This is a genomic window from Pelomonas parva (genome assembly GCF_043555835.1).
GTDB lineage: Bacteria > Pseudomonadota > Gammaproteobacteria > Burkholderiales > Burkholderiaceae_C > Pelomonas > Pelomonas parva.
The window spans coordinates 578,468-593,058 of the sequence record NZ_JBIGHV010000002.1 but is presented as its reverse complement, the minus strand read 5'-3'; the positions used below and the strand labels follow the sequence as shown (position 1 = coordinate 593,058).

The window sequence follows — 14,591 nt, the reverse complement described above, 5'->3', positions numbered from 1 at the left end:
AGCCATCGCGGCGCTGCTGCGCAGGCTCACTCGGCACCCCCTCAACAGATCTGCTCCAGAGAGCCGCCCCACGTCACGTGGTGCGGGTGCCGCCGTGTCGTACCGAGGATTGATTGCACTGCTGCTGGCGCTCGCGCCGTTGCTGGCCGGGGCGCAGGGCGCACCGGCGCCGCGCTTCGACATCCTGGAATTCGAGGTCGAGGGCAACACCGTGCTGACGGCCATCGCCATCGAGAAAGCGCTGATGCCCTTCATGGGCCCCGGCCGCAGCATCGACGACGCCGAGGCCGCGCGCGCCGCGCTGGAGAAGGCCTACCAGAGCGCCGGCTTCCTGACCGTCTTCGTCGACCTGCCCGAACAACGCGTGGACGGCGGCGTCATCCGCCTGGCGGTGCTGGAAGGCCGCATAGAGCGCCTGGCCGTGACCGGCGCCCGCTACTACGACCAGGGCGTCATCCGCACCCAGGTCGCCGAACTCGCACCGGGCAATGTGCCCAACTTCAATGAAGTCCAGCGCCAGCTCAGCCAGGTCAACACCGGCGAGGAGCGCCGCGTGCAGCCCGTGCTGAGGCCGGGCCGCCTGCCCGGCACCGTGGAGGCCGAGCTGCAGGTCAAGGACAAGCTACCGCTGTCGGCCACGCTGGAAGTCAGCAACGCCAACAGCGCCAACACGACGGACGAGCGCGTCACCGGCAGCCTGCGCTACGACAACCTCTGGCAGCGCGGCCACAGCATCGGCCTGACGCTGACCACCGCCCCCACCGAACCCGACCAGACCACCATCGCCCTGCTGAACTACGGCGTGCCGCTGGCCGGTGGCGACAGCCTGAGCTTCTACGCCGTGCACTCCAACACCAACATCGACGCTTTAGGCGGCGTCAAGGTGCTGGGCAAGGGCAACACCGTCGGCCTGCGTTACGGCATCAACCTCGGCGCCACCGAGCGCAGCAACCAGAGCCTGGCGCTGGGGCTGGACTACCGCGACGTGGAGGAACAGATCAAGCTGGGCGAGCTCAGCATCGCCAAGCCGCTGCGCTACCTGCCCCTGCAGGCCAGCTACACCGCCAACTGGGCGGTGCCGGGCCGGCAGCTGCAGGCCAATGTGGCGATGTCCGTGGGCCTGCGCCCGCTGCTGGCGCGCCGCATCGACGGCTGCGAGCTGGAGGACGGCAGCATCGGCAACGACGACCAGTTCCGCTGCAAGCGCAAGGGCGCCGATGGCGGCTTCGCGACGCTGCGCTTTGACCTGCGCCACACCGAGGTCTTCGACAGCTTCAGCATCGCCGCCCGCGTGGCCGGCCAGCTCGCATCCCAGCAGCTGAGCAGCGCCGAGCAGTTCAGCCTCGGCGGCGCCGACAGCGTGCGCGGCTACTACGAGGGCGCTGCCGCCGGCGACCACGGCCTGCTCGCGTCGCTGGAACTGCGCAGCGCCAACCTCGCCACCTGGCTGCAGCGGCGCCACCCCGGCCCGGCCTTCGAGGATCTGGGCGAGCTGAGCGTGCTGGCCTTCGTCGACGCCGGCCGCCTGGACACCATCAACCCGGACGCCGGCCAGAACCGCCGCCAGCCGCTGCTCGGCACGGGCGTGGGGCTGCGCTTTGCCAGCCGCAGCGGGGTCAACCTCGACTTTCAAGTGGCCCGGGCCCGCAAGGCCGTCGTTGGCGCCCCACCACCGGGCCGCCGCGTGCACGCCCGCATGGCAGTGAAGTTCTAAGACCATGACACGCATAGCCGACCACCCGCCCGCCTCCCTGGCCTCGCCGCCCTGGCCCCATGCCGGCCATGCCCTGCTGAAGCCGCTGGTCGTGGCGCTCGCCGCCGTCATGCCCTGGCAGGCCGATGCGCAGACCCGGCCGGCTCCGAGCGCCATCCCCGTGCCCAAGTCGGCCGCCGGCTGGCGCGTCTACGGCAGCGGCAGGACCGCTCCAGTGGTCACGCCCAACAGCCGCGGTGGCCAGGACATGAGCGTGCTGCAGAGCAGCCAGCGCGCCATCTACAACTGGGCCAGCTTCAACATCGGCGAGTCCAGCTCGGTCACCTTCGACATGCCGGCCGGCGGCGCCAGCGCGCTCAACCGCATCCACGACGCCAACCCCAGCCAGATCTACGGCAGCCTCAAGGCCACCAACGGCGGCGAGCTCATCCTCTACAACCGCAACGGCATCCTGTTCGGCGGCGGTGCCCAGGTCAACGTGGGCAGCCTGATCGCGACGACGCTGAGCCCGCGCGACGACGACTTCAAGGTCGGCTTCTCGGCCAATGTGCTCGGGCCCGACCCGGCCTTCCGCTACAGCTTCGACCCCGACAACACCGCGTCGCTGTTCGACAAAAGCTTCGTGCGCGTCGACGCCGGCGCCACGCTGACCAGCGCCGAGGGCGGGCGCATCTTCCTGTTCGCCAAACAGGTGGACAACGCCGGCAAGCTCGCCACGCCAGGCGGCCAAACCGTGCTCGCGGCGGGCGCCGAGGCCTATCTGCGCCTGCCCACCGACGCGCCGACCGCCCAGAAGGTGTATGCCTCCGAGTCCAACCCCAATGTGCCCGCGCTGCGCGGCCTGTTGGTGGAGGTGGGCCGGGCCGACCTGGGCACGGCCGGCGACGGCACGGTGACCAACGCAACCAGCGGCGAGATCGCGACGCCGCGCGGCAACGCAACGCTGGTCGGCATGGCCGTCAACCAGTCGGGCCGCATCTCGGCGACGACCAGCGTGTCGCAGAACGGCTCCATCCTGCTGCTGGCTCAGGGCAACGCCACCGGCAGCCTGGTGCCCTCCGACCCGCAGTACAAGCGCGCCCGCGTGGGCGGCCAGTTGGTGCTGGGCACAGGCAGCGAGATCACCATCCGGCCCGACGACCTGGGCGCCGACGGCAAGCCGCTGACCTCGGACGGCAATGCGGGCTTCACCGCCTCGCGCCTGGCGCTGTCCGGCGCCGACATCCATCTGCAGGGCGGCGCCAGCATCGTCGCGCCCGGCGCCCAGGCCACGCTGCGCGCGACGCAGACGCCTGCGTACGACACCGCCCCCGGCGTCACCCAGACCTTCATCCCGGACGGTGGCAACCTCAGCATCGACGCCGGCGCCCGCATCGACCTGTCCGGCACAACCGACACGACGGTGAGCGCCTCGCGCTACTTCGTGACCACCGAGCTGCTCGGCAGCAACGACCTGAAGGACGCGCCGCTGCAGAAGGACGGCCTGCTGTTCAAGAACAAGGTCACGCTGGATGTGCGCGCCGCGTCCGACATCCTGGGCGACCTGGCCAGCTACCGCAGCGGCCTGCAGCGCAGCGCCAGCGAGCGGCTGTCGGCCGGCGGCACGCTCAGCATCGTCTCGGGCGGCACGGTCCATGTCGCCACCGGCGCCAAGCTGGACGTGAGCGGCGGCCGCGTGACGGTCAGCGAGGCCACCGTCAGCCCGACGCTGCTGACCGCCCAGAGCGGCCAGGTCTACACGCTGAACACGGCGCCCAAGGACCTCGTCTACAGCGGCATCAGCAATGCCTTCGTCAACAGGAGCGGCTGGAGGCGCAACGGCGCCAGCGTCGCCTACGGCCTGACCGGCAGCGCGCGCGTGGAGGCCGGCTATGTCGAGGGCCGCGATGCCGGCACCATCAGCATCGTCTCGCCGCGCCTGAGCCTGCTGGGCGAGCTGGGCGGCCAGAGCACCCAGGGCCGCCGCCAGCTCATGGGCCTGGACAGCCGCGCCGCCCTCGGCGGCCTGACGCTGGGCGCGCCTCGCCACGGCAACGACTTCGGCTCCATCAGCTACGCCGGTGCCGTGCTGCAAAGCCTAGCCATCAAGGCCAGCGCCAGCGAGGCCGGCGCCGAGCTGTCGCTGGCGCAGATCGAGCAAGGCGGCTTCGGCCGCATCCAGATCGCGGCCCTGGGCGACCTCGACCTGCCGGCTGGCGCCAGCCTGAACCTGCCGCTGCTGGCTAGCCTGGAGCTGGACTCCGAGCGCGGCAGCGTGCGCCTGGGCAGCAGCATCCGCCTGCCCGGCGGCAGCCTGCTGGCACGCAGCCTGGATGGCGGCAGCATCGAGGTGGGCGCGGGCGCCCGCATCGATGCCTCCGGTGTCTGGACCAATGCGCCGCTGGACGGCGGCGTCGGTTCGGCCGCGGGCACGGGCGGCGGCAGCATCCAGCTCAGCAGCCGGGGCAGCGTCAGCACGGCCGCCGGGTCGGCGTTGAACGTCTCGGGCGGCGCCTGGGTCGATGCCAGCGGCACGGTGCGCGGCGGCAATGGCGGCAGCCTCGCGCTGTCGGCCGGCCTGGGCAGCTTCTCCAACGACCGCGATCAGCGGCGCCTGAACCTGGCTGGCAGCTTCAGCGGCTACTCGATGCAGCGCGGCGCCTCGCTGGCGCTGACGACGCAGAGTATTGGCATCGGTAGTGACCGCGCGGCCGACCTCAACCTCGGCAATGACTTCTTCAACCAGGGCGGCTTCGCCAGCTTTGCGCTGGACGGCCGGCAGTTCCTGGACCTGGGCGCCAACGCACGCCTCGAACCCGTCGTCACGACCTGGGTTGCGAAGGCCGACGCCACGCAACTAGCCAGCGGCTCGCCGGCCGCCGAGGCGATGCGCATCGGCCAAGCCGCCAACAGCCTGCCGCCGGTCGTCAACCTGAGCCTGCGCTCCAGCGGCCTGGGCGCGGGCCGCAGCGAAGGCCGGCTGACGGCCGCCGCCGGCGCCAGCATCGTGCTGCGCCCGCAAGCCAGCCTGCAGCTGGAGGCGCGCACGGCGCTGGACTGGCGCGGCAGCGTCAAGGCGCCCGGTGGCTCGGTCGGCTTCAACGTGGCGCGCAATGCCGGTGCCGGCGACGAGGCGATTGCCCAGTCCCTGTGGCTGGGCTCGCAGAGCGTCATCGACGTGGCGGGCACACGGCTGCTGACGCCCAGCAACGACGGCTTGCAGCGCGGCCAGATGCTGGCCGGCGGCAGCGTCAACGCGGCCGTCAGCGGCGGCCTGGCGGGCAGCCTCGTCTGGCAGCAAGGCGCGCAGATCAAGCTGGACGGCGCCGTCGGCGAGCTGGACGTTTCGCTGCGCGAAGCCGGTGCCATCACGACCTCGCGCCAGACGGTGGCCAGCAGCGGTGGCAGCCTGGCCTTCAGCGGCAATGGCGCGATGCTGCTGGAAGGCCAGTTCAGCGCTGCGGGTGGCAACGCCAGCCAAGCCGGCGGCCGCCTCTCGGTGGCGCTGACTTCGGGGGCTCGCGACACCGCCGGCGCGCTGCCGCCCGTGCGCGAGCTGCAGCTCACCGCGCAGCCCGGCCAGGCCAGCGCCGGCCTGCAAACAGACGCCCTCGCCGCGCCCACAGGCCTGGACCAGGCCAGCGCCGCCATCTCTGCCGCGCAGATCACCGCCAGCGGCGCGGCCGATGTGACGCTGGCCGCGCAAGACGGGCTGCGCATCGCCGATGGCGTCAACTTCTCCGTCGACCGCCACCTGACGCTGGACGCGCCGCGTCTGTCACAAAGCGGCACTGCAGCGGCTTCGCTGACGGCGGCCAACCTGACCTGGCGCAACCAGCAGGCCCGTATCGACACCGGCGGCGCCAGGCGCGACCTGCCCACCGCACAAGGCGGCAGCGCCACGCTGAACCTGGCCGGCAACAACGTCGTGCTGGCCGACCGCCTCGTCACCCAGGGCGTGGGCAAGCTGTCGGTCACGGCGCGGCAGGACCTGCGCCTGCAGGCCGCCACCTTCGGCGACCCCGACCGCGCCGGCCTGCTGCAGACCCAGGCCGACCTGAGCCTGCGCGCAGCCCAGATCTACCCGGCCACCGACACCCCCTTCACCCTCGACGCCACCGGCCGCCTCGTCAGCATCTCGGCGACCAGCAAGCCCACCGACCAACCTGCCAGCGCCGGTGGCCAGCTGACGATCAAGGCCGCGCAGATCGAGCAAGGCGGCGTACTGCGCGCGCCCTTTGGCAGCATCAGCCTGCAGGCCAGCGAGCAGTTGACGCTGGCGGCCGGCAGCGAGACCTCGGTCAGCGGTGCCGGCCAGACGCTGCTGTTCGGCGAGTTCAACGGCAGCACCTGGTTGGCGCCCAGTAACCGTGACACTGCACTGACCACGCCGCTGGCCAAGTCGGTGACGCTGGAGTCGCCGCGCCAGGAGCTGCAGGCCGGCGCTACCGTCGACCTCAGCGGCGGTGGCGAGCTCAAGGGCTGGCAGTTCGTGCCCGGCCCGGGCGGCTCGCGCGACGTGTTCACCGGCAGCGACGGCGCCTTCGCGCTGCTGCCTGGCCGCCAGCTGCAAGGCCTGTGGGACCCATCGCTGGCCGCCGCCACGCCGGCCCTGGGCCGCGAGATCATCATCGGCGAGGGCGCCGCCGTGCCCGCCGGCCGCTACACGCTGCTGCCCGCGCGCTATGCCGTGCTGGACGGCACCTACCTGATCCGCCCCGCCAGCGGCACTGTTGCAGCCCTGGGCACGGCCATCACCCAGGTCGACGGCAGCCAGCTCATCGGCGCCCGCCTGGCCGACGCCGGCACCGGCTTGCAGGCCGCGCTGCCCGGCGCCTGGACGCTGGAGACCTCCGCCCAGGCCCGTAAGCGCGCCGAGATCCGCCTGACCGACTTCGACGCGCAATTCGCCGCCAACGCCAGCAAGGCCGGCAGCGCCGTGCCCGCCGGCGCCCGCGACGCCGGCCGCCTGGTGCTGGCCGGCCAGCAAATGGCCATCGCGGCCACGCTGCGCGGCGCCGTCGGCAGCCTGCAGGAAGGCGCGGCCGCCGCCGTGCCGGGCCGAGGTGCCGAGGTCTACATCGCCGCTGAGCAGATCCAGGTGGGCGGCCAGCTCGCCGCGGGCGACAGCCAGACGCTGCTGCTCAACGCCGCCGAACTGCACCAGCTCGGCGCCCAGAGCCTGGTGCTGGGCGCCCGGCCCGGCACCGGCGCCGCGCTGGATGCGCTGCCGCTGGACGTGCAGGCGCGCGAGCTGCGCGTGGCCGCCGGCACGGTGTTGTCGGCGCAAGACCTGACCCTGGCAGCGCGCGACACGTTGACGCTGGGTGATGGCAGCACGCTGACCGCCAGCGCGCCGACGACCAGCCTGGCTTCGTCCACCCCCTGGCAATACCGCGTCAGCGGCGATGGCGCCGCCCTGCGCGTCAGCAGCGAAGCCCGGGCCGAGCTGCTGCGCAGCACGCCGCCGGACTTCAGCGGCCTGCTGGAGATCGGCAGCCAGGTCAAGCTGGCCGCCGGCAGCGGCGCCATCGCGCTGGACAGCTCCGGCCGGGCCACCATCGGCAGCGAGCTGGGCCTGCAGGCCGGGGCGCTGGCCCTGGGCGCCGGCGCGCTGAGCGTGGGCAACCTGCCCGCCGACACCAACCGGCTGCGCCTGGACCCGACGTGGCTGAGCGGTCTGAGCGGCCAGGGCAGCAATGCCGACCTAACGCTGCGCAGCTACTCCAGCATCGCCTTCGCGGCCGGCAACAGCCTCGGCGAGCTGCAGCCACGGCGCCTGACGCTGGACGCGCCGCTGCTGCTGGCCCCGACGCTGGGCGAGGCCGTCGTGAAGGCCGGCGACCTGGTGCTGGCCAACCGCAGCGGCGTCGCCCCCGGCACCGACAACCGCGCCGGGCAGTTGACGCTGCAGGCCGACCGCACGCTGACGCTGGCCGGCGGAGCCCAGCACAGCGCTGCATCGACCACCACCTGGCAGGCGGGCGAGGCCGCCTGGCTGCAGGGCACGGGCGAGTTCTCCGCCCAGAGCCACCTGAACGTGACGGCCCCGCTGCTGGGGCATGCCGGCAAGGCCGACACCCGCATCCGCGCCGATGGCGCCTTCCGCCTGGCCAGCAACGGCGCGCCCACTGCCGCAACCACCGCCCAGCAGCAGCCGGGCGGCCGGCTGGCCATAGACGCCGCCAGCATCGAGCAGGCCGGCCGCATCGAACTGCGCGGCGGCCGCGTCGACCTGAGCAGCAGTGGCCTGCTGCACCTGGCGCCCAGCGCCATCACCAGCGTCGCCGGCCAGACCGTCAAACTCGCCGGCAGCGACATCGCGCTGGCCGCAGGCAGCCTCAACCTGCAAAGCCGCACCGGCAACATCAGCGCCGACGCGGGCTCGCTGCTCGACGTCTCGGCCGCGCCCGGTGGCGACGCCGGCACGCTCAGCATCACCGCCGCTCAGGGCCGAATCGACATCGCCGGCAGTTTGCGCGGCGCGGCCACTGCGGCCGGCAACACCCAGGGCGACGCCGCCAGCCTGCTGCTCGACAGCCGCGACGCGGTGGACCTCGCCGCCCTGGCCTCGCGCCTGAACAGCGGCGAGTTCGGCCAGCTCGTCAGCGTGCGCAACCGCAGCGGCGACCAGCTGCTGGCCGCCGGCACCACGCTTGCCGCCAGCGAAATCCGCCTCGTCAGCGACGCCGGCAAGCTGGACATCGCCGGTGTGCTCAACAGCAGCAGCACGCGCGGCGATGCCGGCAGCATCGTGCTGGCGGCGGGTCAAGACCTGACCCTGCTCGGCGGCGCCCAACTGCGGGCCAGCAGCCCGGCCGGCCAGGGCGGCGACGTGGAGATCCACAGCACGGCCGGCCAGATCGACCTGGGCGCCGGTGCGCTGATCGACACCCGTGGCCGCAGCGCCGCCCAGCACGGCAGCCTGCTGCTGCGCGCCAGCCGAGAAGGCCTGGCCGAGGACGGCAGCGGCGTGGGCAACGAGGTGCGCATCAAGCCCATCGCCGCCGAAATACGCGGCGTGGCCCTGGTGGACGTGGAGGCCGTCAAGGTCTACCACGGCGTCACCGAGATCGGCATCGGCAGTGCGCCTGCCCCGGCGCCAACACCGGCACCCACCCCGGCGCCCGTTCCCGCGCCCAGCCCTGCGCCCAGCCCCGCACCGGCGCCCTCGCCCACCCCGGTACCCGGCCCCGTCATCCCGCCCAGCGAGAACGACAGCACGCGCAACCAGCTGCCCCCAGCACCGCCGCTGCAGCCTGCCGCTGCCGGCGCGCAAGCCATGGCACTGACCGCCAGCAGCGCGACCGAACCCTCGGCCGGCAACGGCAACGACTCCACGCGCGACCAGCTGCCGCCCGGCTCGGCAGGCCCCGCGCCAGCACCCACTCCCGCGCCGGCACCAGCGCCCACGCCGCCCCCCGGCCCCATCCCCGGCAGCTTCGGCACCGCACTTGTCGACCACGAGAGCCGCGCCTTCCTCGAAGCCCAGGCCGAATCCATCTCGCAGCGCCTGAGCTCGTTGCAGCCCAGCCAGGCGCCCGGCGCCCTGCAGCCACGCATGCGTGTGCGCGCCGGTGCCGAGCTGCAGTCCAGCGGCGACATGCGCCTGGGCGTCGACTGGAACCTGCCGCTGCTCGTCAAGGCCGATCGCGAAGCCATGCCGCATGCCGGCGAAACCTCGATCACGCTGCGCGCCGCCGGCAAGCTTGAGATCACCCACGGCCTGAGCGCCGGCTTCCAGTCGCCCAACGGCAGCGCCAGCACCGCGCTGGACGACTGGGTCGCCGTCAGCGGCCGCGCCGGCAGCCTGCGCCTGGTGGCGGGCGCCGACCTGACCTCCGCCGACCTGCTCGCCACGCGCCACGGCGCCACCGACAGCCAGCTCCTCATCGGTCGACCGGCGAGCTTCAACGAAACGCCGCCCACCGTGCCCGTGCGCTCGACCACGGGCGACATACGCATCGCCTCGGCCGGCGACGTGGTGCTGAGCAACATCGGCGCCAAGGTCTACACGACCGGCCACCCCGTGCTGAGCCAGGAGCCCGAGAACCTCGACGCCCCGGCCAGCCCACCACCCCCACCGCCAGCGCCCGTGCCACCGCCGGCACCGACGCCCACGCCCGTCCCGACACCGCCGCCAGCGCCCGCGCCGGTCCCCACGCCGCCGCCTGCGCCGACGCCCGTGCCCACGCCGCCACCGGCGCCGGCGCCGACGCCGGTTCCTGTGCCACCGCCCAGTCCGTCGCCCAGCCCCGCGCCCTCGCCCGCACCAACCGTCCCTTCCGAGGGCAATGGCAACGAGAGCACAGGGGGCAAGCTGCCGCCGCCCCCGCCCACCACGCCTGGCCAGGCGCCCACGCCCACGCCGGTCCCGGTGCCCCCGCCAGCGCCGACGCCTGTTCCGACGCCTCCACCGGCACCGACACCGGTCCCGGTGCCACCGCCCAGTCCGTCGCCCAGCCCCGCGCCGACGCCCACCGTCCCGTCCAACGGCAATGGCAACGAGAGCACGGGCGGCACGCTGCCGCCGCCTCCGCCGACCACGCCGGGCCAGGCACCTGCGCCCACGCCGGTCCCCACGCCGCCGCCAGCGCCCACGCCAGTTCCGACACCACCACCGGCACCCACACCGGTCCCCGTGCCGCCGCCCAGCCCGTCGCCCAGCCCCGCGCCGACGCCGACCGTCCCGTCCGCCGGCAATGGCAACGAGAGCACCGGCGACACGCTACCGCCGCCCCCGCCGACCACTCCGGGCCAGGCACCCACGCCCACGCCGGTCCCCACGCCGCCGCCAGCACCCACGCCGGTTCCGACGCCACCGCCGGCACCGACACCCGTCCCGGTGCCGCCCCCTGCACCAACACCGGTGCCGACACCACCACCGGCACCCACACCGGTCCCCGTGCCACCACCAGCACCGACGCCGGTCCCGGTGCCGCCGCCCAGTCCGTCTCCCAGCCCCGCGCCCGCACCCACCGTCCCTTCCGCCGGCAATGGCAACGAGAGCACCGGCGACACGCTGCCGCCGCCCCCGCCGACCACGCCGGGCCAGGCACCAACGCCCACGCCGGTTCCCACACCGCCGCCAGCGCCAACGCCTGTTCCGACGCCACCGCCGGCACCCACACCGGTCCCGGTGCCGCCTCCGGCGCCAACTCCGGTGCCCGTGCCGCCGCCGGCGCCCACGCCTGTTCCAACCCCGCCGCCGGCACCGACGCCGGTCCCGGTGCCGCCACCTGCGCCCACGCCCGTTCCCACACCACCACCAGCGCCCACGCCTGTTCCAACGCCACCACCAGCGCCCACGCCTGTTCCAACGCCACCACCGGCACCGACGCCGGTTCCGGTGCCGCCTCCTGCGCCGACTCCGGTGCCCGTGCCGCCGCCCAGTCCGGCCCCCAGCCCCGCGCCCGCGCCGACCGTCCCTTCCGAGGGCAATGGCAACGAGAGCACGGGCGGCAAGCTGCCGCCGCCCCCGCCAACGACGCCTGGCCAGGCACCAACGCCAACGCCGGTTCCCACACCACCACCTGCACCGACGCCGGTCCCGGTGCCGCCCCCCGCGCCCACTCCGGTGCCCGCGCCACCGCCGGCGCCCACGCCTGTTCCAACCCCGCCACCGGCGCCGACTGTCCCTTCCACCGGCAACGGCAACGAAAGCACGGGCGACAAGCTGCCCCCGACGCCACCGACAACCCATCCAGCCAACGGCCCGGCGGCATCAGCATCCACAGCTGCGACGACCGGAACCGGCCTTGCCAAGGCCGCCAACACCGGAGCGACTGCCGAGAACGCCGAACAAGCCGGCAACACCTCGGCCGGCAATGGCAACGACACAACGCAGGGCAGCCTGCCGCCCAGCCCGCCGACGCGGCCGGGCGAGGTGACGACCCCGGTCCCGACACCGCCAGCCGCCCCAACGCCCGCCCCAACGGCACCCACACCGCCCGCACCGGTGCCCACGCCTGCTCCGCCGCCGGCAGAGCCCGACCCCATCCCTGCGGCCGACGCCAATCTGGGCATGGACCTCAGCCTGCTGGCGCCCGACCTGCAGGCCGCCGGCCTCAGCCCCTTCCTGGCTCGCGGCGGCAGCATCAGCATCAAGGCAGGCAAGGACCTGAAGGGCGCGGCGCTGGGCCGCACACATGACGACGTCAGCCAGTGGTGGTGGCGCTCCGGCGTGGACGGCATGTCGCCCACGGCCTGGTGGTCGCGCTACGACCAGTTCGGCCAGGGCATCGCGACCTTTGGCGGCGGCCATGTCAGCTTGACCGCGGGCGGCAACGCCGTGCAAGTGCATGCCGCAGCAGCCGGCAGCGGCTGGCGCGGCCTGCCCGACAACGACCCCGCCATCACGGCCACGCAGGTCTTCCAGCGCGGCGGTGGCAATGTCAGCCTGACGGCCGGCGGCGATGTGCTCGGCGGCCGGCTGTTCGCGACCGGCGAGCGGCTGGATGTGAAGGCCGGCGGCGCGGTGGCCCGTGACCCGGCGGACCTGCAGGTCAGCGTCGATGCCGGCCTGCAGTTGCTGCACCTGGGCACCCAGGTGCGCGTGCGCACCGCCGACGGCCTGGACCTCGCCGCCGTGCGCGATGCCGGCATGACGACCACCGCCAGCGCCAATACGCTGGGCCTGGGCGGCGTGCTGGGCGGCCTGTCGGCGGGCGCGTCGCTGGATTTGCTGAGCAACACCGGCGAGCTGCGGCTGCGCGGCGACGCGGCGCGCTCAGGCGGCCAGCCCGGCTCTCGCGATGCGGCAGAGAGCCTGCTGCCGGAGACGCTGCGGGTCGTGGCACCCGGCGGCGACGTGACGCTGGATGCCGCGCTGATGCAGATGCCGCAACGCGATGCCCGCACGGAGATCCTGGCCTCGGGCTCGGTGACGTTGACGGGCCTGGCAGTCGCGGCCCAGGCCAACCCGCTGGAGGTCGGTCTCTACAACCGCGACCGCCTGGCCACGCTGCTGGGCCAGCCGCTGTCGGGCCTGCGGCCGACCCGCTATGCCGACCAGGAGGGCGTCACGCCCGTGGACACCGCGGCGCAGCTGGATGCGAGCGACCGCTCGGCGGTGCGCATCGTGGCGGGTGAGGATGTGCGCGTCGACAGCAACATCGTCTCCGCCAGGCCGGTACAGCTGGAGGCCGGTCGCGACATCGTCTTCCGCAACGGGCAGAAGCTCAGCATCCAGCACCAGGACTGGCGCGTCGGCAGCGACGGCACGCCGCTGCAGGTGCGCGAGTTCAGCTGGCTGCAGGCGGGCCGAGACCAGCGCGGTGTGGCGGTGGAGATTGCCGGCCCGGGCGAGCTGCTCGTGCTGGCCGGCCGCGACATCGACTTGGGGCAAAACAGCGGCCTGGTGGCGCTGGGCGGCACGCGCAACAGCAGCCTGCTGCCGGCCAGGGGCAGCGACATCACCGTCGTGGCCGGCCTGCGCGGCGATGGACAGGACTACCGCCAGGCGGTGCGCGAGGGCTTTGCGCTGCTGGGCAGCAGCGGCTGGACGCCAGCCCGACTGGCCTCGCTGTACACGGCGCTGGGCGGCGAGCGCACAGGCTTTGCCACGCTGCCGGCCGGCGAACAACTGGCCGCGCTGCGCGAGCTGATGGGTGCAGCCACGGTCGATGCCCGCATCGCCAGCTATGTGCGCGGCCTGCCGGCACGGGCAGACGCGGCCGAGCAGCGGTTGCGCATCGCGGTGCTGCTGGGCGTGGAGCCGGGCGACGCCAAGGTCACGGACTATGCCGCCAAGCTCGCCAGCACCAACCAGCCGGCCTGGAGCGAGCTGAGCGAGGCGCAAGCACTGAAGGTGTTCGATCAGCTGCCCGAGGCCCAGCGTGCCGGCATCACCACGCCGCTTCTGACGCAGCGTCTGAGCGGCATGGACGACGCTGGCCGCCACACACTGCTGGCCGGCCTGGCCGGCGCCAAGGAGCTGGGCGCGCTGGGCAGCTATGTGCGCAGCCTCGGCGGCGCGCTGGCCACGATGAGTGATGCCCAGGCCTTGCAGGCTTTCGAGGCCTTGCCGCTGCAGCAGCAGATGCCGTGGCTGAACCAGCAGCTGATGGCCGAACTGCAAGTCTCGGGTGCGGCGGCAGCCGCGCTGGCCGGCGACGAGCGCTGGCGCGCCTACGCGCCGGGCTATGCGGCCATCAACAGCCTCTTCCCCATCGACGCGCTGAATGCCCGCCCGAGTGGCGAGGTGCGTCTGCCGACCAGCCAGATCAAGACCCTGCAGCAGGGCGACATCCGCTTGCTGGCGCCGGGCGGCGGAGCGAACGCGGGCGAGCTCGTCGCCAGCGGCTCGCCCAAGGCGCCGACGGAGCTGGGGCTGGTCACGGTCAACGGCGGCGACATCGTCGCGGCCGTGCGCAATGACTTCGCGGTCAACCAGTCGCGTGTCTTCACACTGGCCAAGGGCGACCTGCTGCTATGGGCCTCGGCCGGCAACATCGACGCGGGCCGGGGCGCCAAGACGGTCACCGGCGCGCCGGCCCCGGTGCTGCGGCTGGACGACCAGGGCAACCTGGTGTTCGACACCTCGGGCTCGTTCAGCGGCTCGGGCATCGCGGTGCTGAACGCCGACAGCAACCTCTTCCTGTTCGCGCCGGCCGGCGAGATCAATGCCGGCGAGGCGGGCATCCGCTCCAAGGGCAACGCGACGCTGGCGGCCGAACGCCTGGTCAACGCCGTCGACATCCAGGTCGGTGGCAAGACCTCGGGCGGCGGCAAGGTCGACGCGCAGGCGCCCACCATCGCCGCGCCGTCCAACGCGACGCTGGCCGCCGCCAGCGCGGGCCTGAGCAGCGGCGACAGCGAAGACGACGAGAAGAAAAAGCGCCGCAAGCGCCGCAACCTGCTACTCGAATTCCTGGGCTTCGGCTCTTCCTAAGACCTA

At 73.5% G+C, this 14,591-nt stretch carries 2 protein-coding genes; both read left to right on the top strand.

The window, feature by feature from the left end; genetic code table 11:
- Positions 1 to 94: 94 nt before the first annotated feature.
- Positions 95 to 1,714, top strand: coding sequence for a ShlB/FhaC/HecB family hemolysin secretion/activation protein (locus tag ACG00Y_RS06195; protein ID WP_394476978.1), 1,620 nt, complete (start codon positions 95 to 97; stop codon positions 1,712 to 1,714).
- Positions 1,715 to 1,718: 4 nt separating this feature from the next.
- Positions 1,719 to 14,585 (top strand): filamentous haemagglutinin family protein, encoded by a 12,867-nt coding sequence (locus tag ACG00Y_RS06190; protein ID WP_394476976.1) that lies wholly within the window; start codon positions 1,719 to 1,721, stop codon positions 14,583 to 14,585.
- Positions 14,586 to 14,591: the final 6 nt, after the last annotated feature.

Bases quoted from the DNA above. Each gene is read 5' to 3' on its own strand.
- ACG00Y_RS06190 (WP_394476976.1), top strand. From the start codon at position 1,719: ATGACACGCATAGCCGACCACCCGCCCGCCTCCCTGGCCTCGCCGCCC.